The organism is Bradyrhizobium canariense (assembly GCF_018130465.1).
GTDB lineage: Bacteria > Pseudomonadota > Alphaproteobacteria > Rhizobiales > Xanthobacteraceae > Bradyrhizobium > Bradyrhizobium canariense_C.
Genome location: NZ_JAFCKJ010000018.1, coordinates 137271 through 158793 on the forward strand (window position 1 = coordinate 137271; position 21523 = coordinate 158793).

Consider the following 21523-nt stretch of genomic DNA (forward strand, 5'->3'; position numbering starts at 1 on the left):
CAGCGAGTCGCTGACCAACTTTGTTCAGCGCACGCCGCCTTACGGGATCGCTTCGCTAACAGACAGTTCTATTGTGATGTTGTTATCCTTCTCCTAGCCGGATGGACAACGTGCATGGGATTTGTGGACCCGCACCTCACGTCCTGGCTGACTCCCCCTCATCTGGAGGCTCCGCTCTGGATCGGACTGCTCGGCGCGTTCACATTCGGACTGACGCTTGTTCAGTTTAAGGCCGACTGGCGAGGGCGGAGCGAAGCCCATCAGCGCAGCTTTACAATGTACGCCGAGGTGAAGCGGGAAGCGGGATACCTGCTTGCAGAACAGGGCCAGATCGCATCACGTGATTTCCAGCGGCTTGCCGACCGATACGATATGGCAAGCGACGTCGGGGCGGGAGTGCCCGAGAAAGACTTCTTGCCTCTGAAGCGCCGTCACAAGATGAAAGTAGCACTGAGCAAAATGCTAGACGAACGGCCGGGATCAGCATTATGGTTAACGAAGCTTAAATTGATTTTGCGCGACAATTTGAGATGACTCGCAGTCCATCGACAGACCTTTTTGCCTACTACCAGACTGCAAAGACCTGGATCGAACGCTCGGACTTTTCGGGCGAGATTCGTTGGCAAGCAGAGCTTCAACAGGCAGATTTTTCGGAGTCAGACTTCTTGCGTGAGTATGCGTGGGTCGTGTTGAATTCCGGCTTTCGAGAAGCGGTCATCAGAAAGTATTTTGACTACATTTCGCTTTGCTATTGTGATTGGTCTTCTGCAAAGGAAATATTCGAACTCGGCGATGTGTGCAGCAATGCTGCCGCTAGAGCCTTCGGCAACATTAGAAAACTTAGAGCCATTACGCACACGGCCGGCGTCTTGGACCAGATTGGCTTTGCCAACTTCAAAGGTTCCTTGATTGCGGATTTCGATTCCTGTCAGATCCTGCCGTTCATTGGTCCCATAACTGCCACGCATCTCGCCAAGAATCTCGGATTCGATGTGGCAAAGCCCGATCGGCATTTAGCTCGACTTGCGACGCGGTTCGGCTATTGCAGCGTACATGATATGTGCTTGGCGATCTCAGAGCGCACCGGCGACCGTCTAAGCGTTGCCGACATTGTGTTATGGCGTTTTGCGGAACGATCGAAAGCTGGCCCCACTTCCATTGCGGCCAGCGACCATTGCAGCAACTGATCGGACCGATGCTTCCGGCGTAGACGCCTCCCCCTACCCCCGAAAATCAATGCTCCGCAGCACGATCCCCGGCGGTGTGCCCTCGAACTCCGTCGCCTGATATTTGCGTCCGGTGCAGGCTTCGATGCGCTCGCGCAGGCGGGTGAACTGGGCTTCGCGCTCGCTGGGCCTGGCGCGCGGGCCGCGCTCGAGGTCGTCCATCGCGGAGGTCGAGATCGCGCAGGCGATCTCCTTGGGTCCGTCCTGCATCGAGAACTGGACGATGCCGCGGTCCTGGTCGTGGCCGATGAAGCGGCTGGTGGTGAGCGTCATGGGGTAACTCCTTTACGGCCACGCGTCGTCCCGGCTGAGTTGCGCAACGGCGCACGGGGGACGCCGGTCAGCGTTATCGAAGCACGCTGTGGCACAAGCATGCACAACAACTCACTTCGGTGGTTATGGGTCCCGGCCCCCGTGCGCCATTGCGCACGCGGCCGGGAGGACGCCTGTGTTTGCGAGCATTGCGCGATGGAGACACGAGTTGGCCGCCTTCAGCTGTCGCCGTTGAGCCTTGCGAAATCGTCGAACAGCGCGGCCACCAGCGCACGGTGGCGGGTGTCCTCGGCGGGCAGGCCCGCGGCATAGAGGTTGAGCAGATGGCGGGCCTTCACGGCGGCCTCCGGCCAGGACGCGGCCGGCACCGACATCATGCGGTTTTCCAGATCGGCCTCGCGCTCGCGCAGCTCCCTGACCTGGGCCTCGACATCGGCCAGCGCGCGGCGCAGATCGGTCGCCTTCTGGGCGGCCATGCCGCGATGGCTGTCGAGATCGACCGGGATGTCAGTCATTGGCGGCACTCGCGTCGATGCGTTGGGCATCCGCAAGGTCGACCGAGCCGATCGACAGCATCTCCGTCGCGCCCCGCACGTCCGCGGACGGCACCGTGATGATGGTGGCGATGCGGCGATACGACGCGAAGGACAGGCCCTCGATCATCTCCTCGTCGGTGACGACCTCATAGGCGCCGGCCGGCAACTCGCGCTCGACGCCGCGGATGTGGAATGGATGCTTGAAGGTGATGGTTTCTCGTCGCGAGCGGATGGTCATGCGCCTGCCTTTCGCAAAGAAGGGGCCCCAACCGACGCCAACTGCAGCGAACCATGCGCCTGTTGCCCGGCAATAGCCAGCATTATGTCAGCGCGGGCCGACACTTAAGGCCGATCGCAGCACTCGCGCGCGGCGTTTTAGTCCTCGCAATCGGCATGGTGCGGGCGTACGCTCGACCACGTCAGCGCAGCTCACGCAATTGCCGCGCGTCGATGTTGCGCTGCATCTTCCGCGCCTCGTGCGCGCAGCGGCGATTTTCAATGGTTCGGGCAGATAGATCCCGTCGCCATTCCATGCGGATATTGCAGCACCAATCTCGCACGCGGACGAACACGAAACCACAGAGGAGACGGACGTCATGGCCAAGGGACAGCAACGCAGCAACCGCGAGACCAAGAAGCCGAAGAAGGACAAGGTCAAGGCCAGCGCCGCGGCACCGAGCCGCAAGGATGCCGCCTGGCAGCCGGAGATCGGTCAGGGGAAGAAGAAGTAGGGGCGGGCGAGCAGGGCTCGCGCTGTCTTCCCTTCTCCCCTTGTGGGAGAAGGTGACTTGCCGAAGGCAAGGCGGATGAGGGGTTGTTTCGCGGAGTTCTGACGCAAGAGATTCATGCGCGGAGTAGAGGCCCCTCACCCGTCTCAATCGCGCGGAGCGCGATTGATCCACCCTCTCCCACAAGGGGAGAGGGGAAGAACCACCGTCGTCTCTTGTCCGTCGCGCTTTTCCGCTATACTCGCCCGGGTAGCATTACCGGGAGGGGTATACCGTGGAGCAGGACCGCATCACCGACCACAAATCCGAGAAAAACCTCGTCATCTGCTGTGACGGCACCGGCAACGAGATCTCGGAGAACATCTCCAACGTCCTGAAGCTCTATCGCTGCCTGCGCAAGACCGACAAGACGCAGCCGCGGCAGATGGTGTTTTACGATCCCGGGGTCGGCACGGTGACGGAGCCGTCGACGTGGCATCGCTGGAAGGCCAACGTCAACCTGGTGCTGGGGCTCGCCACCGGCTACGGGCTCGACGACAACGTGCTGTCGGCCTATTGCTTCCTGGTCGAGCATTACGCGCCGGGCGACAAGATCTACCTGTTCGGTTTTTCACGCGGTGCCTACACGGTTCGCGTGCTGGCGGGGCTGATCCACAAGATCGGCCTGATCTCGCCGGAGCAGGCCAATCTCGCCGGCAGTGGCCTCGTCGCCTACAAGCAATATTCCGGCACCGGGCGCGGCAACGACATCGAGGACCTCAAGGACGCGGGCTCCGACGAGAACGGGCCGCTGCCGAAGGACGAGTTCGATCTCGCCGCGCAGTTCGCGCGCATCACCTCCTCGCGCTGGCCGACCATCCACTTCATCGGCGTCTGGGACACGGTGGCGAGCGTGATCGTGCCGCGGCGTGACAATTTCTTCTTCGTGTTCAGCCTGGAGGAGCTCGCCTTCACGCTCCGCAATCCCAGCGTCAACATCTTCCGGCAGGCGATCGCGATCGACGAGCGGCGCTGCATGTTCCGCCTCAAGGACTATGAGGAGCCGCAGGAATACTGGCGCAACCGCTTCGTGCCGGATCACAAGAAGGAGCCGCAGGACATCTTACAGGTGTGGTTCGCCGGCGTGCATTGCGACGTCGGCGGCGGCTATCCCGAGGCCGAGAGCGGCGAGTCCAAATATCCGCTGATCTGGATGATCGAGCAGGCGGAGAAGGCCGGGCTGAACTTCAACCCGCGCACGGTGAACCAGCTCGCCTGGGGCATCCAGCGCAAGAACTCGCCGTTCCAATACGTCGAGCCTGCCTACACCGGCAAGACGGGCGAATTGCATAATTCGATGACGGCGCTCTGGCGCGTGCTGGAGTATCTGCCGAAGAGCGCGACCTACAAGGAATGGCCGGAGCGGAAGGTGTTTCTGGGGTTCTACATCCCCGATTGCGAACCGCGCGTCATCCCCGAAGGCGCGCATGTGCATGAGAGCGTGCTGAAGCGGATGGCGGTGGAGCCGGGGTACCGGCCGGTGAACTTGCCGAAGGATTATGTGACGGTGCCGATGCCGGTGCCGCCGCATGCGGGCTCCGGCGAGGCGGGCGAGATCGTGGCGGGGTGAGGTTTGCTTGCAGGTACTGGTGCCAGAAAAAGGTGTCGTCCTGGCGAAAGCCAGGACCCATACCGCGTGATCTTTCGATTGCGGGTAGTAGACGTACCGAACAACGAATCTTCGCCAAAGCACGTCCTGGGGTAATGGGTCCTGGCTTTCGCCAGGACGACGCCAAAATACAGCCACCACCCCACCCCGCTACCGCCGCTTTCACCCTTCGCCGACACTTTTCATTAAAATTCTCCGCCCCGCCTTAGCCGGATCGCATCAACTCCTCTGCATCATCGGCCGGACCACCCGCGCTATCCGCGGAAATTGGAGGAGAGTGCCAATGCATCCGCGACGACATGCCCGCGTCAAACCCGCCGGCCTGGTGTCCCGCCAGGCCAAGATCATCACCGACCCGCGCGCGCCTGTGATCGTCTGCACGCTGATCGACTATTCGCCCGGCGGGGCCTGCGTCGATCTCGGCGGCCAGGTGACGATTCCCGACAGGTTCGAGCTGCTGCACGTGAACACGAAAAAACGCTGCCGGATCGCCTGGAAGCGCGGCACGCGGGTCGGCGTGGTGTTCTAGAGCGAACCCTCCCCGTCGTCCTGGCCTAGTGCGCAATTGCGCACTAGGCCAGGACGACGGCGGAATCTGGAGCGTGCACCACCTTGCCCCACTCCCTTACTTCCGCATCCGGGCCTTCGCGCCCGCGACGATCTGCATGGCGACGCCGGCGATCCAGCCGATCAGAGCGAGCCAGGTCCAGGCCACGTGCGGCTCGAGCCGCAGCACGATGATGGCGATGGAGGCAAAGGCGGTGAGCGTCGCGCAGAGCGTGCCGGCAGCGCTCAGGAATTCCGCGGCGTCGAGCTGGCTGTGGGCCTCGTCGAACGGAAGCTGCGGCGTGTCGATGCCGAGATAGAAGCCGAGGACGCCGAGCAGCATCATCCCCAGCAGAAAGCCCTGCGTGGTGAGCGACGCAATCGCAGATCCGACATAGGCGCCGACGAACAGCCCGCACGCGGCCCCCGCCATCGCGAGGCCAACGCGCTCCAGCACATGAGCAGCCTTCCGGACACGAAAACGCATGACAGGCCTCGCAGGCTTGAGTGCGCGCAAGGTTAGGCCTGTTTTGTGGAAGGTGGAAGGCAACGGGGGTTACGGATGCGTGAGGTGGTGGCGATGCGGTGACCCTGACCGAACGGAGTACTCCTGATGATCAGGGATGATCGTACCCGCGCCAAATCCACCGCCCCCCTACCGCGCCCCGAACGTGGTCTTGCCGAACAGCGCCTTCTGCGTCGAGGGCTGCGAGCGCCAGTATTGCGGCGGCGCTTCGACCTCGCCGCCGATGTCGGCTGCGGCGTGCCAGGCCCAGCGGGGGTCGTAGAGCATGCCGCGGGCGAGCGCGACCATGTCGGCCTTGCCGGATGCGACGATCTCTTCGGCCTGCCTGGCTTCGGTGATCAGGCCGACGGCAATGGTGGGAAGTCCCGTCTCGCGCTTGATGGCCTCGGCAAACTGCACCTGGTAGCCGGGACCGAGCGCGATCTTCTGCAACGGCGAGACGCCGCCGGAGGAGGCATCGATCCAGTCGACGCCGCGCGCCTTCAGCGCGTTTGCGAATGCGATGGTCTGCGCCAGATCCCAGCCGCCCTCGACCCAGTCGGTCGACGACACCCGCATGCCGACCGGCTTGTCGTGCGGGAACACCGCGCGGACCGCGTCGTACACCTCCAGCGGGAAGCGCATGCGGTTCTCGAGCGAGCCGCCATATTCGTCGGTGCGCCTGTTCGAGATCGGCGACAGGAACTGATGCATGAGATAGCCGTGCGCGCCGTGCAGCTCGATCGCGTCGATGCCGATGCGATCGGCGCGTTTGGCGGCATCGACGAAGGCGTCGCGGATGCGCTTGAGGCCCGCGGCATCGAGCGCCAGCGGCGCGGCCTCGCCCTCCTTGTGCGGCAGCGCCGACGGCGCCACCGTCTGCCAGCCGCCCTGATCCTGCGGGATCAGCTGGCCGCCGTCCCAGGGCCGCGCGCTGCTCGCTTTCCGGCCGGCATGCGCGAGCTGCATCGCCACTGCGGTGGAAGAATGTTTCCGCACCGAGGTGAGGACCTGCTTCAGCGCGGCCTCGGCGGCATCGCTGTAGAGCCCGAGGCAGCCCGGCGTGATGCGGCCGATCGCCTCGACATGGGTCGCCTCGATGCAGAACATCGCCGCGCCCGACAGGCTGAGATTGTTGATGTGGGTGAAGTGCCAGTCGGTGGGAACACCGTCTTCGGCCGAATACTGGCACATCGGCGACACCACGATGCGGTTCTTCAAGGTCAGGCCGCGCAGCTTGATCGGGGAAAACAGGGCGCTCATGCGGGGGAGTTCCAAAAGGGAGGGAGGGTGGAAGCGATTGCATGAAGTGTAGTGGGCGGATGGCGGATTGCCACCTGCGCGGCGGGAATGGCCGCCCGTGGCGGCATGCATTGCGCGTCACACCCTCAGTCGTCGTCCTGGCGAAAGCGGAGCCCTACTCCACCAGCGCGAACTGCAACAGCAACGTGCGCTGAAGCAGCGAGAAATTGTCGTCCGACACCAGCGTCAGCACGGTCTCGCCCTCGGCGGTGACGTGGGCGTCGATGCCTTCCATGTTGTCGATCTCCTGGCCGAGATCGGCCCTGAACAGCGCGGGGCCGTCGACCACCGCGCCGGGCGCAATCGACTTCAGGGGGATCGCGCGGATGCGGATGTCGACGCCGGTAAACCAGGAGAATTTGCGTTCGAGGATCAGGAGATCGCCCGAGGGCAGCAGCACGGCGTCGCTGATGAGCTGCTGGTCGGTGCGGCGGATGCTGAACTGGCCGGGTGTCGGGCCGCCGATCAAAAATCCGATCAGATTGCCGTCGGCATCGAAGCCGCCCTCCGACAGCGCGATCAAGCTGCCCGCGAGCTGCTGCCCTTTGGGGACAAACACCAGCGCCTCGAGCCCCTTGTTATAGGGCAGCTTGCGCACCGCCGGCGGCGTCTGCAGCACCTCGCCGCGGGCGCTTGTGCCGCCCTTCGAAAAATCGAACCGCATGATCTGGTTGACGCGCTCGAGCCCGACATAGACGAGGTCGCCGTCGCGCGCGAGTGACTCGGTGTCGTACCACAGCCGCTTCTCCGTGATCGGCCGCCCCTCCGCATTGAGCACCGGCGCGGCCTCGACGTCGTCGAGACCCGTCATGCTGCGCCCGGCATAACGGATGCGACCGGTGAACCAGGTGGCCTGGTCGGAGATCGCGAGAAAGCGCTCGCCCTTGGTATCGAGGAAGCGGAAGCCGGACAGGCCGCCGAAGCGGCTATAGGGCGAGGTCAGCACGAGGCCGCCGCGATACTCCAGCGAACCGAAGCGCGTGCGCGCGCGGTCGCGCGGCTCGAAATTGGGAATCGGCCGCGCGTTGACCTCGATGCCGACGGGCGCGGCGACGGCGTGCTCGATGAGCGCCGGCTTCGGCGCAGGCTGCGCCTGCGCCAGGCGAGAAAGTGCGAGAGTGGAAAATCCCGCCGCCGCGTGGCCGATAAAGCTGCGGCGGGATCGATGGTTGCTCACGAATGCAGTTTGCGGCGCGGGCGGTTGGCCGGTTGCGTGGGCGCGGTGTTGGTCTCGCTGAACAGTTCGGCGAGCTTTTCGGTGATGGCGCCGCCGAGCTCTTCGGCGTCCACGATCGTCACCGCGCGGCGATAATAGCGCGTCACGTCATGGCCGATGCCGATCGCGATCAGCTCGACCGGCGAGCGGGTCTCGATCTCCTCGATGATGTGGCGCAGGTGCCGCTCGAGGTAATTGCCGGGATTGACCGACAGCGTGGAATCGTCGACCGGCGCGCCGTCCGAGATCATCATCAGGATCTTGCGCTGCTCGGGCCGGCCGAGCAGGCGCTTGTGCGCCCAGTCGAGCGCCTCGCCGTCGATGTTCTCCTTCAGCAGCCCCTCGCGCATCATCAGGCCGAGATTCTTCCGCGCACGGCGCCACGGGGCGTCGGCGGATTTGTAGATGATGTGCCTGAGATCGTTGAGACGACCGGGATTGGCCGGCTTGCCGGCGGCAAGCCACGCCTCGCGCGATTGCCCGCCCTTCCAGGCGCGCGTGGTGAAGCCGAGAATCTCGACCTTGACGCCGCAACGCTCCAGCGTGCGGGCGAGGATGTCGGCGCAGGTCGCCGCGACCGTAATGGGGCGGCCGCGCATCGAGCCGGAATTGTCGAGCAGCAGCGTCACCACGGTGTCGCGGAACGTCGCCTCCTTCTCGTGCATGAAGGACAGCGGGTGATAGGGATCGGTCACCACGCGCGACAGGCGCGCGGGGTCCAGAATGCCCTCTTCGAGATCGAACTCCCAGGCGCGGTTCTGCTGCGCCATCAGCCGGCGCTGCAGCCGGTTGGCGAGACGGGCGACGATGCCCTGCAGATGCGCGAGCTGCTTGTCGAGATAGGCGCGCAGGCGCTCCAGCTCGTCATGGTCGCAGAGGTCTTCGGCGGCGATGACCTCGTCGAACTTCGGCGCAAAGGCGTGATATTCCGGCCCGCGCGGCTCGTTCTTGCCGTGCGAATTCGGCCGCGTCGCCTCGCCCGGCGTCTCGTCGTCGCCGAGCTCGCCGTCGTCGAAGGTGTCGGAGGTCGAGGCCTGCGCGCTTTCCATCGCGCTCTCGCTCATCTCCTCGCTCGACGCCTGCGCCTGGTCGGCGCTCATCTCCTGCGCGGCGTCGGAATCGGGCGAGCCCTCGGCGCCGGACTGGTCGTTGTCGCCGTCCTGGTTCTCGTCGTTGTCGTCATTGTCTTCACTGTCGGCGTTGCGCTCGTCACCGATCTCGAGCGCGGTCAGGAGATCATGCACGGCATCGCCGAACCTGGTCTGGTCCTCGACCAGGGTATCGAGCCGGTCGAGCCGCCTGCCGATCTTGTCTTCGAGAATAGGACGCCAGAGATCGACCATCTTCTTCGCGGCCGTCGGCGGCGCCATGCCGGTCAGGCGTTCGCGCACCAGCATCGCCAGCGCGTCGGCGAGCGGCGCGTCGGCGCGATCGGTTATCTCGTCGAACTTGCCGCGATGGAAATGGTCGTCGAGCATCGCGGTGAGATTTTTCGCAACGCCCGCCATGCGCCGCGCACCGATCGCCTCGACACGGGCCTGCTCCACCGCCTCGAACACGCCGCGCGCCTGCGGATTGCCCGGCATCAGCTTGCGATGCAGCTTCGGATCGTGACAGGCGAGCTTGAGCGCGATCGAGTCGGCATGGCCGCGCACGATCGCGGCATCACGCCTGGTCATTTTTCGCGCGGGCTCGGGCAGCCGCGCCTTGCCCGGTGCGAGCCCAGGGCGCTCGGCGGCGAAGCTGACGTCGAGCTCGGGCGACTTGGCGATCGCCTTCAGGCACGAAGCCACCGAGCGCTTGAACGGCTCGGTCGGAGCTTCCTTGGTGTTACGGAATTTTGAGTTGGAGGTGGTCATTTCACCCTATCCGTCGTCCCGGCCTAGTGCGCAATTGCGCACGGGGGCCGGGACCCATAACCACCGGCCGCTATTATTTCAGGAAACTATCGGCGTCGCTTCACCCGAGACATCACGCGGTATGGGTCCCGGCTTTCGCCGGGACGACATCACACAAGATCAGGACAGCGCCACGTTCACCGACGATTCCGGCAGCTCCGCGTTGAAGCAGCGCTGGTAGAACTCGGCGACGAGAGGACGTTCGAGCTCGTCGCACTTGTTGAGGAAGGTGACGCGGAAGGCGAAGCCGATATCGCTGAAGATGTCGGCGTTTTCCGCCCAGGTGATCACCGTGCGCGGGCTCATCACCGTCGACAGATCGCCATTGGCGAAGGCGTTACGGGTGAGATCGGCGAGGCGCACCATCTTGTTGACGATGTCGCGGCCCTCCTGGGTGCGATAGTGCTTGGCCTTGGCCAGCACGATCTCCACTTCCTCGTCATGGGCGAGATAGTTCAGCGTGGTGACGATCGACCAGCGATCCATCTGGCCCTGGTTGATCTGCTGGGTGCCGTGATAGAGGCCCGAGGTGTCGCCGAGGCCGACGGTATTGGCGGTCGAAAACATGCGGAAGCACGGGTGCGGCTTGATCACCTTGTTCTGGTCGAGCAGCGTCAGGCGGCCGGAGACTTCCAGCACGCGCTGGATCACGAACATCACGTCCGGGCGGCCGGCGTCGTATTCGTCGAACACCAGCGCGATGTTGTGCTGGAGCGCCCAGGGCAGGATGCCGTCGCGGAATTCGGTGACCTGCTTGCCGTCGCGGACCACGATCGAGTCCTTGCCGACGAGGTCGATACGGCTGATGTGGCTGTCGAGGTTGACGCGCACGCAGGGCCAGTTCAGCCGCGCGGCGACCTGCTCGATATGGGTGGATTTGCCGGTGCCGTGATAGCCCGTGACCATGACGCGGCGGTTGTGGGCGAAGCCGGCGAGAATGGCGAGCGTGGTGGCGCGATCGAAGCGGTAATCGGAATCGACTTCGGGCACGTGAGGATCGACTTCGGAATAGGCTGGGACTTCGAGATCACTGTCGATCCCGAACACCTGGCGCACCGACACCTTCATGTCGGGCAAACCGGAAACTCCCTCAACTTTGGACATCGCGGCGGTCGTCATCAATCCTCCGAGGTCCCGGGCGATCCCGTGACCAGTTAGTGCACGTTGGCTGCGGCTGGGTGCGGTCGCGAACCTATCAGAGACAACGTGCGGGCAGAAGCCCGCCCCCCAATCAAAGTTCCGTTGTCTTTTCATTTAGATAGGCAAGGAACGCGATTTTTGGAAGGCTGCTCTGCGAATCACGCTTGAATTTCGTGCCGAAGGCACGGTCCTGCCCACGCGGGTGGCACTTTTACCGCGCCTCGTGACTTATGTAGGGTCCGAACCCCAAAGCCCAATCCCACCACAGAGACGACGTGACGTCCTTTCTCGATCCCCTCATTTCATTTGTCTCGGCCCATGCGGGGCTGGCCTATCTGACCCTGTTCCTGGCGGCCCTGCTGGAGGCCGTTCCGGTGGTGGGGTCGGTGATCCCTGGCTCGACCATCATCCTGGCGCTGAGCGCCTTGGTCCCGGGCGGCGAGCTCAAGCTGCAATGGGTGCTGCTGGCGGCGGCGCTCGGCGCAGTGCTCGGCGATGGTTCGGCCTACTGGGTCGGGCACCGGCAGCAACGGGAGATCCTCAACACCTGGCCGCTGACCAACTATCCGCGCGTGGTCGAGCAGAGCGAGAACTTCTTCCACCGCTTCGGCACCTGGGCGGTGTTCTTCGCCCGCTTCGTGCCGCCGATCCGCGCCTTCGTTCCGGTTACGGCCGGCGCGCTCGGCATGGCGCCCGCGCGCTTCTATGCAATCAACATCCCCGCGATCCTGGTCTGGGCCCCGGCCCATGTGCTGCCGGGCGTGCTGGCGGTGTCGGCCCTGCACGAATATGCCGGCCTGCCGCATCACGAGCATATCGGCAAGCACATCTGGATGCTGGCCGTGGTCGGCATCGCGATCGTTCTGGGCCTGGCGGTCTGGATCTATCGCCGCCGGAATGGTGGCGGTGTGGCGGTGGCGAAGCCGCGGGGTTGATCTCCTGTATCCAAGCACACCACCCTCATCCTGAGGGCCCGCCAACGGCGGGCGTCTCGAAGGATGGCCGCGGGCGGCAGCCAGGCCTGCATGGTTCGAGACGCGCGTTCCGCGCTCCTCACCATGAGGGTTTTTGATTATCCCTTGGAATCAGCAGCGCCTGCCCTCCGCCCCGGCGCCGGCCCGACATAACGTGCCCGCGGCCTGATCAGCTTGCCGTGCTGTAGCTGCTCGCTGGCATGCGCGATCCAGCCGACACTGCGGGCCATTGCGAACAGCGCGAGCTCGCTGCCGGGCGGGCAGCGGAGCGCGTGCACCAGAACGGCGAGCGCATAGTCGATGTTGACGAGCTCGCCGGTCGCCTCCGCGATCCGCTCCGGCACTTCGCGGGTGAATTTTCGTGGCGCGCCGGCGCGAGAGAGCGCGTTGAGCAGCGATTGCGCGCGGGGATCGCCGCGCTTGTAGACACCGTGGCCGAAGCCGGCAAAACGTTCGCCGAGCGCGACACGCTCGCGCACCATCGGGGCGACATCGCGATCGACCAGCGTCTTGACGAGCTGCGAGGCCAGCACACCGGCGCCGCCATGCTTCGGCCCCTTCAGCGCGGCGAGGCCGGCGATGACGGAATCGTAGAGATTGAGCCCCGTCGACGCCGCGCAGCGTGCGGTGAAGGTCGAGGCGTTCAGTTCATGATCGGCGAGCAGCACGAGCGCGCGGCGGATCAAATCGGGAGCGTGCTTGTTGTCGGGCGCCCAGGCCTTTGCGATCTCCTGATGCAGCGGCTCGGCTGACGGCTCGGCATTGAGCATGGTCGCCACCAGCAGGCGGACGATGCGCGCGCCGACCATGGCGCGGCCATCCGGCGCACGGGTGAACGCGCGGGGATCGGCGCTCGCGGCCAGTGCGAGCACGGCGATGGCACGGTCGATCGGTGCCGCCCGGCGCGCGACCTGTGCGATCGCGCGCATCTCCTCGGATAGCGCAGGCTGATTGGCCGGCGCGAACGGATCGACGCCGGAGACGTCCCACAGAAGCGTCGCCGTGTGCTCCAGCGTGTCGTTTTCGGCGAGATCGACGCAATTGACGCCGCGATAAATCGCGCCGTCCTCCGTGATGGTGGAGATCTCCGTGTCCATGACCGGCAGATCGGCATCGAAGCTGCGCAGGCCGCGCGGCTCCGGCGACGGCACCCGGCGCTCCTTCAGCGCCCGAACGTCCTCGGCGCGATAGCGGTTTTTGCGCGAGTTCGACGTCGGCTCGGACCGGATCAGGCCGCGGCTGACATAGGCGTAGAGGGTGGCCGGCGAGATCGCGAGCTCAGCGGCGGCTTCCCGGGCGGAGAGGTAAAGCCCCTCGGAATTTTTCATATTGATTGATGTAATCAAGATTGATCAATCTGTCGAGAGGCCCGACCTTTCGCTGGTGCAAAGGAGATTTGGGCCATGAACATCCACCTCACCAAGAGCCAGATCGGGCTGGACGGCGTTCCCGCGGCCGAAACCGTGCTGAGCCATGTCGACGGCGAGCGCGGCGAGCTGATCATCGCCGGCGAGCATGTCGGCCGCCTGGCGAGCCAGTCGAGCTTTGAGGGCGTCACCGCCCGGCTCTGGAACGGCGCCAGCAAGACCAGCTTAAGCGAAGCCAATGTGCGGGCGAGCCTGGGCGCCGCACGCGAGCGCGCCTTCGCGCGGCTGGATGAGCTGCTGCCGGCGACGCGCGGCATGGGCATCATCGACGGGTTTCGCGCGGCGGTTGCGGGACTTCGCGCCGAGCACGGGCTGGAGCACGAGGCGACCATCGTCGGCGCATTCCCGGTGATTGCGGGCGCGCTGGTCCGCCGCGCCAAGGGTCTCGATCCCGTGGCGCCCGATCCGAACGTGAGCCAGGCTGCCGATACGCTTCGCATGCTGCACGGGCGCGCGCCTGAAGCACGCGAGGTCACGGCGTTGGACGCTTATCTCGTCACCGCCAGCGACCACGGTATGAACGCCTCGACCTTCACCGCGCGCGTGGTGGCCTCAACGCAGGCTGATCTATTTGCGGCCGTGACCGCCGGTTATTGCGCGCTGACGGGGCCGCTGCACGGCGGCGCGCCGGAGCCGGTGCTGGAAATGCTCGATGCGATCGGCTCGCGCGAGCGCATCCAGCCCTGGGTGGACGCGGCACTCGCCCGCGGCGAGCGCATGATGGGCTTTGGTCACCGCGTCTATCGCGTGCGGGATCCGCGCGCCGACGTGCTCAAAACCGCGATCGAAGCGTTCGCCTCCAACGGCGCCAACCTTCCCTTCGCCGGCGAGGTCGAGGCCTATATTCGCAGCGCGTTGCGCAAGAAGAATCCGGAGCGGCCGCTGGAGACGAATGTCGAGTTCTTCACCGCGATCCTGCTCGATGCGCTGGCGATTCCGAGGCAGGCCTTCACGCCGATCTTCGCGGTAGCGCGCGCCGCCGGCTGGACCGCGCATGCGCGCGAGCAACAGCGGACGGGGCGGCTGATCCGGCCGAGCTCGTCGTATGTGGGGGCGATGCCGAAGGCGTGAGGTATCGCGGATGTCCCCGCGAGCCCGGAATCGTAGGGTGGGCAAAGGCGCACTTGCGCCGTGCCCACCATCGATCCGAAACTGCAACAGAAGCGGTGGGCACGCTTCGCTTTGCCCACCCTACGATACTCCCACAAGGGGAGAAGGAGAAAGAAGGTGCGAAGCTCAGGCCTCGCGCACCACGGTCTTCAGATAATTATACGCCTTGATGATCTCGATCAGGCGATCCTCGGTGGAGCGGTCGCCACCGTTGGCGTCGGGGTGGTGCTGCTTCACCAGCGCCTTGTACTTGGACTTGACGTCGGCGAGCGTAGAGTCGGGGCCGAGGCCCATCACCTGGAGCGCCTTGCGCTCGGCGTTCATGATCTTGCGCGTCTCGGCCTTCGGCGCGGCCTGCGGGCCGGCGCGCCAGCCGGTGCGGCCGTTGAGCTCCTGGAACATGCTGAACGGATCGAAGGCGCTGTCGATCTCGGCCTCCGCGCCCTTCTTGACGCCGCCGTTGGCGCCCATCTTCCAGGTCGGACGATGGCCGGTCAGCGCATCTTTCTGATAGCGCGCGACGGCGTCGGCATTCATGCCGGAGAAGAAATTGTAGTTCTGGTTGTACTCGCGCACGTGATTCAGGCAGAAGTGCCAGTACTCACGCTGGTTGTCGCGACCCTTGGGCGCACGATGGGCGCCCTTGTTCTGACACCCGGTCCATTCGCAGTTGACCGCGGCGTCGCGCGGTTTCACTTCCGGTTGCTTGCCTTTCGGCTTGACCCGGATGGAGTCGAAGAACTTTGATGAATCGATCGGCATGACTGACTTTGACTACGCAATGCAAAAACCTTCAAGTCTTGACATTGCAATTAGCTGGAAAGCATAGCCGAAGCTATGCTGAGGCATCCTTGAACGGTCGCCAGAGGCGGCCTATGCAAATAACGGAGAGCGATCTCGCACCGTAATGACCCAGATGGCCATCAGAGACACTATCAGCAACAAGTTGCAGGAAGCTTTCACGCCGGAAAGCCTGCAAGTCGTCGACGAGTCACATTTGCACGAGGGCCACGCCGGCCATCGGCCGAGCGGCGAGACGCACTTCCGCGTTTATATCGTGTCTCAGGCCTTCAAAGGGAAGAGCCGGGTCGATCGCCACCGCATGATAAATTCGGCGCTGGCCGCGGAACTCTCCGGCAGCGTGCACGCGCTGGCGATCCACGCGCAAGCGCCGGGGGAAGGCGGGAGCTAGCTCGCCAAATCGGCTGTCCTGCCTCGCGAAGGCGGGCGATGACTATTTCCTGAGCGAATCAAAACGACGTCCCGGCCCGCCTCCGCTTGGCTTCCTCCATTTCCGTCTCGCGCGGCACCGGTGAAATACGGAGCGCGGTGATGCGGTTGCGCTCGCGGCGGAGGACGCGGAAGCGGAAGCCGTGAAAGGTGAAACTCTGGCCGCGGTCGGGGATCGAGCGCGCTTCGTGAATGACGAGGCCGGCGACCGTCGTTGCCTCTTCGTCGGGCAGGTGCCAGTCCATGGCGCGGTTGAGGTCGCGGATCGGCACCGAGCCGTCGACGACGACCGAGCCGTCCGGCTGGGCGCGCACGCCCGCGACCACGACGTCATGCTCGTCGGAGATGTCGCCGACGATCTCTTCCAGAATGTCTTCCAGCGTCACGAGACCTTCAACTTCGCCGTACTCGTCGACGACCAGCGCGAAATGGGTCTTGCGGCGCCGGAACGCCTTGAGCTGCTCGGAGACGGGCCGCATCTCCGGCACGAACCAGGGCGGCAGCGCGATGGTGGAGACGTCGATGCGCGAGGTCTCGCCGTCGGCCGCGCGGATCGCGCGCAGCAAATCCTTGGCGTGGAGCACGCCGATGATGTTTTCCGGCTTCTCGCGCCACAGCGGGATGCGGGTGTATTCGGCCGCCAGCACCTCGCGCACCAGATCCTCCGGCGGCAGGTCGGCGTTGATCATCGTCATCTCGGTGCGATGGATCATGACGTCGGAGACCTGGAGCTCGCGCAGATCGAGCAGCCCGCCGAGCATGTCGCGGTCCTGCTTCTCGAACTTGCCTTCATGATGCAGCAGGTCGACCGCTCCGCGGAGGCGCTCGGTCGGCGACAGGATCGCCTGGTGCTCGCCGGCAAGGCCAAACAGGCGCATCAACAGCCGCACGATGACTTCCACGATCCGCAGCAGCGGCCCCAGCACGTACATCGTCAGCCGCATCGGGCGCGCCACCGCGAGCGCCATGCGGTCGGGCGCGTTGATCGCGATGGTCTTGGGCAGCACCTCGGCGAAGATCACGACCAGCGCGGTCATCAGGCCGGTGGCGTAGAGCACGCCGACGTCGCCGAACCAGGCGGTGAAGATGCTGGTGGCCAGTGCGGATGCACTGATATTGGCGATGTTGTTGCCGAGCAGCAGCGCGCCGATCAGGCGCTCGCGCATGTCGAGCAGCTGCGAGACCACGTCGGCGTCGCGATTACCCTGCTTGGAGAGCCGCAGCATGCTGGCGCGCGAGGCGCCGGTCAGCGCGGTCTCGCTCGCGGCGAAAAAGCCGGAGACGAGCAGGCAGAGAATGACGATGGTGAATCCGAGCCAATCCATGAACCACTCTGGTTTCTTGTTTTGACGCGTTTTCCAGACGCGAACCGGTACCCACTTCGCTCGAAAACGCTCTAGCGCCGTTCAGCCGCGTGTCACGCCTTGTGGGCGAGCTTGTCCTTCAGGAAGTCGCGCACCGGAGCCGGTTCGACGTTCTTCGCGATGACGGCACGCCCCACAGCCTCCAGCAGGATGAAGGTGAGCTTGCCGCGCTCGACCTTCTTGTCCTGCGCCATCAGCGCCATCAGCGCGTCGGCATCGGCAAGCCCCTCCTGCGCGAAGCCCGCGATGTCCTGCAAGCGCGTCGGCAAGCCGGCCTCGACGAGGTGACGCTCGACTCGCGTCGCATCCGCTTCGCCGATCATGCCGAGCCGGGCCGAGAGCTGCGCCGCCAGCGTCATGCCGATCGAAACGCCCTCGCCGTGGAACAGGCGGTCGGAGAAGCCGGTCGCGGCTTCCAGCGCGTGACCAAAAGTGTGGCCGAGATTGAGCAGCGCGCGCTCGCCGGTCTCGCGCTCGTCGCGCGAGACGACGCCGGCCTTGGCGCGGCAGGAGGTCGCGATCGCATGCTCACGCGCCGAACCGCCCCTGGAGATGTCGGAATGGTTCTTCTCGAGCCAGGTGAAGAAAGCCTCGTCACCGAGCACGCCGTATTTGGCGACCTCGGCATAGCCGGCGCGGAATTGCCGCGGCGACAGCGTGTCGAGCACGGCGGTGTCGGCGATGACCAGCACCGGCTGGTGGAAAGCGCCGAGCAGATTCTTGCCCTGCGGCGAATTGATGCCGGTCTTGCCGCCGACGGAGGAATCGACCTGCGCCAGCAGCGAGGTCGGCACCTGCACGAAGTCGACGCCGCGGCGCAGGACCGCCGCCGCAAAGCCGGCGAGATCGCCGACCACGCCGCCGCCGAGCGCGATGACGAGATCGTTGCGCTCGATTTTCGCGGCGATCAGGGCTTCGCTGACCTTTTCGAGACCGGCATAGGTCTTGGAGATCTCGCCTTCATCGACGACGATGCGCGACGTCGGAATGCCCGCGGTGGCGAGCGATGCCTCGGCGGGCTCGAGCCAGTATTTCGCGACGGTGCGATCCGTCACGATCGCGGTACGCACGCCGGGACGTAAACGCGCGACCCGTTCGCCGAGCGAGGCCAGCACACCGCGGCCGATGACGATGTCATAGGCGCGATCGCCGAGCGCGACCTCCACATTGACAGGATCGGAATGTTTCAAAGGCGCGGTCATCGTACGGCACTCGCGACGTCGGCTGGTGGCGGGGACGCCTGTTCGCGGCAAAGATGCGCGCGCAGCGTCTCGATGGTCTCCTCGACGATCTTGTCGTGCGGCACGTCGCGCGAGGCGATGGTGAGGTCGGCATTGCCGTAGACCGGCTCGCGCTCGGTGAGCAGGCGCGTCACGGTTCCCTCGGGATCGGCGGTCTGGAGCAGCGGACGGTCGGCACGCCGGCGCACGCGACGCATGATGACATCATGGTCGGCCTTGAGCCAGATCGAGATCGCCTTCGCCGCGATGCGGCCCCGCGTCTCCTCGCGCATGAAGGCGCCGCCGCCGGTCGCCAGCACGATGGGACCGCCGTCGAGCAGACGCGCGATCACGCGGGCCTCGCCGTCGCGAAAATGCGGCTCGCCGTGGCGCTCGAAGATTTCCGGTATGGTCATGCCGGCCGCCGCCTCGATCTCGGTGTCGGCATCGACGAAGGGCAGCTTGAGCCGGGTCGCCATGCGGCGGCCGATGGTGGATTTGCCCACCCCCATCATGCCGACGAGCACGATCGAGCGCGTCCCGAGCGCCGACAGGATGTCGGCCTCGGGCGAAGCTTGGATCGGCAACGCGGCGTCGGACATTTGTCTCGCTCGAATGGGTCTCGCTCGATCTGCCGCCAAGGCGGCATCCTTTGGCCACCTATACGACCCCGCAGGGGCCCTCGCCAGAGGACTCTTGCCACGAAACGGCGAACGTGTTGGATGATTTCATTGGTTAATTTGCCCGCCAAGCCCCTGACCGAGACCCTCTCCGAGATCCTGCCGATGCCCAGCCTGTTCCGCTTCCTGACGGTCGTCGCCGTGATCGCCGGCATCGTCTATGGCGTGGTCTTCGCGCTGGCGAACTTCGTCAATCCCAAGTCGCGGGAAATGACGGTGACGATCCCGCCGGACAAATTTCTCAAGAAATAGGAGCTAGGCTGCCGGGCATGCGTGCCAGATCTTCCGCCAACAAGCCCTCAGACGCCAAGCTCACCGGCCTGTTCCTCGACATGCTCGCGGCGGAACAGGGCGCCGGCCCCAATACGCTTGATGCCTACCGCCGCGACCTCACCGACTTCTCCGAGTTTCTCGGCCGCGGCGGCCATGCATTCGCGGACGCGGCGACACAGACCCTGCGCGACTATCTCGCCGATCTCGACACGCGCGGCTTCAAGTCCACCAGCGTCGCGCGACGGCTGTCGGCGATGCGGCATCTCTATCGCTTCCTCCTGAACGAACGGATCAGAACCGACGATCCCGCGGCGATCCTGTCCGGCCCCAAGCGCGGCCGCGGCCTGCCGAAGGTGCTGTCGATCGCGGATGTCGACCGCATGCTCCGCCGCGCCAAGGAATTGAGCGAGGCGGAGGAGGCCTCGCCCTCGAAACGGCTGCGCGCCCTGAGACTCTATTGCCTGCTCGAAGTGCTCTACGCCACCGGCCTGCGCGTCTCCGAGCTAGTGGCGCTGCCGCGCACGGCCGCGAAGCGCGACGCCCGCATGATCGTGGTGCGCGGCAAGGGCAACAAGGAACGGCTGGTGCCGCTCAACGAGGCCTCGCGCCAGGCGATGGCCGATTATCTCGCGGCGACGGAGGCCGCCAAGGAAAACAACAAGACGGACAAGAAGAGCAGCGTGGCGGCCTCGAAATGGTTGTTCCCCTCGTTCGGCGAGAGCGGGCATCTGACGCGGCAGCATTTTGCCCGCGACTTGAAGGAGCTCGCGGTGGCTTCGGGCCTCCAGGCCCGGCTGGTCTCCCCACACGTGCTGCGCCACGCCTTCGCCAGCCACCTGCTTCACAACGGTGCCGATTTGCGCATCGTGCAGACGCTGCTCGGCCACACCGACATCTCGACGACCCAGATCTACACCCACGTGGTCGAGGAGCGGCTGAAGAGCCTGGTCCGCGACCTGCACCCGCTGGCGGAGAAGTAGGGCTCCGGGCCCCGGCTCTGCGCAGCAGCGCGTCCGGGACACGAGAGCCAGCCGGGATGACGATGAAACCGCCTTGACTTCGGCCACATCTCCGCAGAAAGAGCCGTGGCCTCACGTTTGATTTGGCCTGTGCTCCTTGCGAGCGCATAAGCCAACTCATTGACAAATCTACACTTCTTTCCGCGACATCGAATCCGCTTCGCCGCTTCGCCCCGTCCTCCCTATATTGAGTTGATGCCAGACCAGATGCGCAGCTATCTCGATTTCGAAAAGCCCGTCGCCGAGCTCGATTCCAAGCTCGACGAATTGCGGACGCTTGCGGCCTCCGGCAGCGACATCGCCGAGGAGATCGGGCGGATCGAGGACAAGGCGGCGCAGGCGCTGGCCGACCTCTATCAGAACCTGACGCCGTGGCAGAAGACGCTGGTCGCGCGGCATCCGCAGCGGCCGCATTTCAACGACTTCATCAAGGGCCTGATCACCGAATTCACCCCGCTCGCCGGCGACCGCAAGTTCGGCGAGGACGAGGCACTGGTGGCCGGCTTCGGCCGCTTCCGCGGCGAGGCCATCTGCGTGATGGGCCAGGAAAAGGGCGATTCCACCGAGAGCCGCATCAAGCATAATTTCGGCATGGCGCGGCCCGAGGGCTATCGCAAATGCGTGCGGCTGATGGAGATGGCGGAGCGGTTCGGCCTGCCGGTGCTGTCGCTCGCCGATTCCGCCGGCGCCTATCCCGGCATCGGCGCGGAAGAGCGCGGCCAGGCCGAGGCGATCGCGCGCTCGACCGATGCCTGCATGGCGCTGACCGTGCCGAACGTCGCCATCATCACCGGCGAGGGCATGTCGGGCGGCGCCATCGCCATCACCACCGCCAACAAGGTCCTGATGCTGGAGCACGCGATCTACAGCGTGATCTCGCCCGAGGCCGCCTCCTCGATCCTCTGGCGCGACGGCTCCAAGGCGCAGGAAGCCGCCAACAACATGAAGATCACCGCGCAGGACATGCTCCGCTTCGGCGTGATCGACAGCATCCTGAAGGAGCCGGTCGGCGGCGCCCATCGCGACCCCGCCGCCATGATCGCCACCACGGGCGACGCCATCGCCAAGGCCTTTGACGAGCTGCGCGGCCTCGACGGCGACGCCGTCCGCAAGCAGCGGCGGCAGAAATTCCTCGATATCGGTCGGAAACTGGGCTGATTCGGCCGGTTTAGGGCCCGTCGGACGCGTCACCCTCCGCCGTCGTCCTG

At 65.1% G+C, this 21523-nt stretch carries 24 protein-coding genes; 11 read left to right on the forward strand and 13 right to left on the reverse strand.

Translation table 11 applies throughout. From position 1 onward, the window contains the following. Positions 1-114 precede the first annotated feature (114 nt). Positions 115-534, forward strand: coding sequence for a hypothetical protein (locus JQ591_RS32765; RefSeq protein WP_211400092.1), 420 nt, complete (start codon positions 115-117; stop codon positions 532-534). After that, positions 531-1187, forward strand: coding sequence for a hypothetical protein (locus JQ591_RS32770; protein WP_211400093.1), 657 nt, complete (start codon positions 531-533; stop codon positions 1185-1187). Before JQ591_RS32765 ends, JQ591_RS32770 begins: the two co-directional genes overlap by 4 nt. Before the next feature lie 33 nt (positions 1188-1220). On the opposite strand, the gene JQ591_RS32775 is transcribed toward JQ591_RS32770, so the two are convergent. The 3 genes from JQ591_RS32775 to JQ591_RS32785 all read right to left on the reverse strand — a co-directional run bounded on the left by JQ591_RS32775 (position 1221) and on the right by JQ591_RS32785 (position 2273). After that, positions 1221-1499, reverse strand: a complete 279-nt coding sequence (locus JQ591_RS32775) for a DUF1488 family protein (protein WP_211400094.1) — start codon at positions 1497-1499, stop codon at positions 1221-1223. 218 nt (positions 1500-1717) lie between these two features. Then, positions 1718-2014 carry a hypothetical protein gene (locus tag JQ591_RS32780; protein ID WP_211400095.1) on the reverse strand — a complete coding sequence of 99 codons (297 nt, stop codon included), beginning with the start codon at positions 2012-2014 and terminating at the stop codon, positions 1718-1720. Continuing rightward, positions 2007-2273, reverse strand: coding sequence for a hypothetical protein (locus JQ591_RS32785; RefSeq protein WP_211400096.1), 267 nt, complete (start codon positions 2271-2273; stop codon positions 2007-2009). Before JQ591_RS32785 ends, JQ591_RS32780 begins: the two co-directional genes overlap by 8 nt. A 358-nt stretch (positions 2274-2631) precedes the next feature. On the opposite strand from JQ591_RS32785, the gene JQ591_RS35625 reads away from it, so the two are divergent. The 3 genes from JQ591_RS35625 (at position 2632) to JQ591_RS32795 (ending at position 4940) form a co-directional block, all read left to right on the forward strand. After that, entirely contained in the window at positions 2632-2766 is a 135-nt protein-coding gene (locus JQ591_RS35625; protein ID WP_283817994.1) for a hypothetical protein, read from the forward strand. Positions 2767-3037: 271 nt separating this feature from the next. Continuing rightward, a complete protein-coding gene (locus JQ591_RS32790; protein ID WP_211400097.1) occupies positions 3038-4372 on the forward strand; it encodes a DUF2235 domain-containing protein in 1335 nt (444 codons plus the stop codon). Positions 4373-4694: 322 nt separating this feature from the next. Further along, positions 4695-4940: a PilZ domain-containing protein gene (locus tag JQ591_RS32795; protein ID WP_211400098.1), complete on the forward strand. Its 246-nt coding sequence runs from the start codon at positions 4695-4697 to the stop codon at positions 4938-4940. Between the two features lie 96 nt (positions 4941-5036). Here the strand turns inward: JQ591_RS32795 and JQ591_RS32800 are convergent, their stop codons facing one another. The 5 genes from JQ591_RS32800 to cobS form a co-directional block, all read right to left on the reverse strand. After that, the gene (locus JQ591_RS32800; RefSeq protein WP_211400099.1) at positions 5037-5444 is read right to left on the reverse strand and encodes a hypothetical protein; all 408 of its coding nucleotides are present in this window, start codon (positions 5442-5444) and stop codon (positions 5037-5039) included. 168 nt (positions 5445-5612) lie between these two features. Continuing rightward, positions 5613-6725: an NADH:flavin oxidoreductase/NADH oxidase gene (locus tag JQ591_RS32805; RefSeq protein WP_211400100.1), complete on the reverse strand. Its 1113-nt coding sequence runs from the start codon at positions 6723-6725 to the stop codon at positions 5613-5615. Between the two features lie 154 nt (positions 6726-6879). Further along, positions 6880-7941, reverse strand: a complete 1062-nt coding sequence (locus tag JQ591_RS32810) for an esterase-like activity of phytase family protein (RefSeq protein WP_211400101.1) — start codon at positions 7939-7941, stop codon at positions 6880-6882. Beyond that, entirely contained in the window at positions 7938-9839 is a 1902-nt protein-coding gene (cobT, locus tag JQ591_RS32815) for a cobaltochelatase subunit CobT (protein ID WP_211400102.1), read from the reverse strand. Before cobT ends, JQ591_RS32810 begins: the two co-directional genes overlap by 4 nt. A gap of 159 nt (positions 9840-9998) precedes the next feature. Beyond that, positions 9999-10997, reverse strand: a complete 999-nt coding sequence (gene cobS / locus JQ591_RS32820) for a cobaltochelatase subunit CobS (protein WP_211400103.1) — start codon at positions 10995-10997, stop codon at positions 9999-10001. A 296-nt stretch (positions 10998-11293) separates the two neighbouring features. Between cobS and JQ591_RS32825 the strand changes: the two genes are divergently transcribed. After that, positions 11294-11953 (forward strand): DedA family protein, encoded by a 660-nt coding sequence (locus JQ591_RS32825; RefSeq protein ID WP_211400104.1) that lies wholly within the window; start codon positions 11294-11296, stop codon positions 11951-11953. A gap of 137 nt (positions 11954-12090) precedes the next feature. On the opposite strand, the gene JQ591_RS32830 is transcribed toward JQ591_RS32825, so the two are convergent. After that, on the reverse strand, positions 12091-13320 hold the full coding sequence (locus JQ591_RS32830) for a citrate synthase family protein (protein WP_211400105.1): 1230 nt from the start codon (positions 13318-13320) through the stop codon (positions 12091-12093). 75 nt (positions 13321-13395) lie between these two features. Between JQ591_RS32830 and JQ591_RS32835 the strand changes: the two genes are divergently transcribed. Next, positions 13396-14490, forward strand: a complete 1095-nt coding sequence (locus JQ591_RS32835) for a citrate synthase/methylcitrate synthase (protein ID WP_211400106.1) — start codon at positions 13396-13398, stop codon at positions 14488-14490. Between the two features lie 165 nt (positions 14491-14655). Here JQ591_RS32835 and JQ591_RS32840 read toward each other — a convergent pair whose 3' ends face one another. Next, the gene (locus JQ591_RS32840) at positions 14656-15291 is read right to left on the reverse strand and encodes a J domain-containing protein (protein WP_211400107.1); all 636 of its coding nucleotides are present in this window, start codon (positions 15289-15291) and stop codon (positions 14656-14658) included. A 154-nt stretch (positions 15292-15445) separates the two neighbouring features. Here JQ591_RS32840 and JQ591_RS32845 point away from each other — a divergent pair, with 154 nt between their 5' ends. Continuing rightward, a complete protein-coding gene (locus JQ591_RS32845) occupies positions 15446-15721 on the forward strand; it encodes a BolA family protein (RefSeq protein WP_433995226.1) in 276 nt (91 codons plus the stop codon). A gap of 58 nt (positions 15722-15779) precedes the next feature. On the opposite strand, the gene JQ591_RS32850 is transcribed toward JQ591_RS32845, so the two are convergent. The 3 genes from JQ591_RS32850 to JQ591_RS32860 form a co-directional block, all read right to left on the reverse strand. Beyond that, entirely contained in the window at positions 15780-17084 is a 1305-nt protein-coding gene (locus JQ591_RS32850; protein WP_211400109.1) for an HlyC/CorC family transporter, read from the reverse strand. Positions 17085-17176: 92 nt separating this feature from the next. Beyond that, positions 17177-18325 carry a 3-dehydroquinate synthase gene (gene aroB, locus JQ591_RS32855; RefSeq protein WP_211400110.1) on the reverse strand — a complete coding sequence of 383 codons (1149 nt, stop codon included), beginning with the start codon at positions 18323-18325 and terminating at the stop codon, positions 17177-17179. Next, positions 18322-18945 (reverse strand): shikimate kinase, encoded by a 624-nt coding sequence (locus JQ591_RS32860; RefSeq protein WP_211400111.1) that lies wholly within the window; start codon positions 18943-18945, stop codon positions 18322-18324. Before JQ591_RS32860 ends, aroB begins: the two co-directional genes overlap by 4 nt. Before the next feature lie 183 nt (positions 18946-19128). Between JQ591_RS32860 and JQ591_RS32865 the strand changes: the two genes are divergently transcribed. The 3 genes from JQ591_RS32865 (at position 19129) to JQ591_RS32875 (ending at position 21473) form a co-directional block, all read left to right on the forward strand. After that, positions 19129-19275 carry a histidine kinase gene (locus JQ591_RS32865; RefSeq protein ID WP_211400134.1) on the forward strand — a complete coding sequence of 49 codons (147 nt, stop codon included), beginning with the start codon at positions 19129-19131 and terminating at the stop codon, positions 19273-19275. Positions 19276-19292: 17 nt separating this feature from the next. Further along, a complete protein-coding gene (gene xerD, locus JQ591_RS32870; RefSeq protein ID WP_211400112.1) occupies positions 19293-20276 on the forward strand; it encodes a site-specific tyrosine recombinase XerD in 984 nt (327 codons plus the stop codon). Between the two features lie 234 nt (positions 20277-20510). Further along, positions 20511-21473 (forward strand): acetyl-CoA carboxylase carboxyltransferase subunit alpha, encoded by a 963-nt coding sequence (locus JQ591_RS32875; protein WP_211400113.1) that lies wholly within the window; start codon positions 20511-20513, stop codon positions 21471-21473. Positions 21474-21523 lie beyond the last annotated feature (50 nt).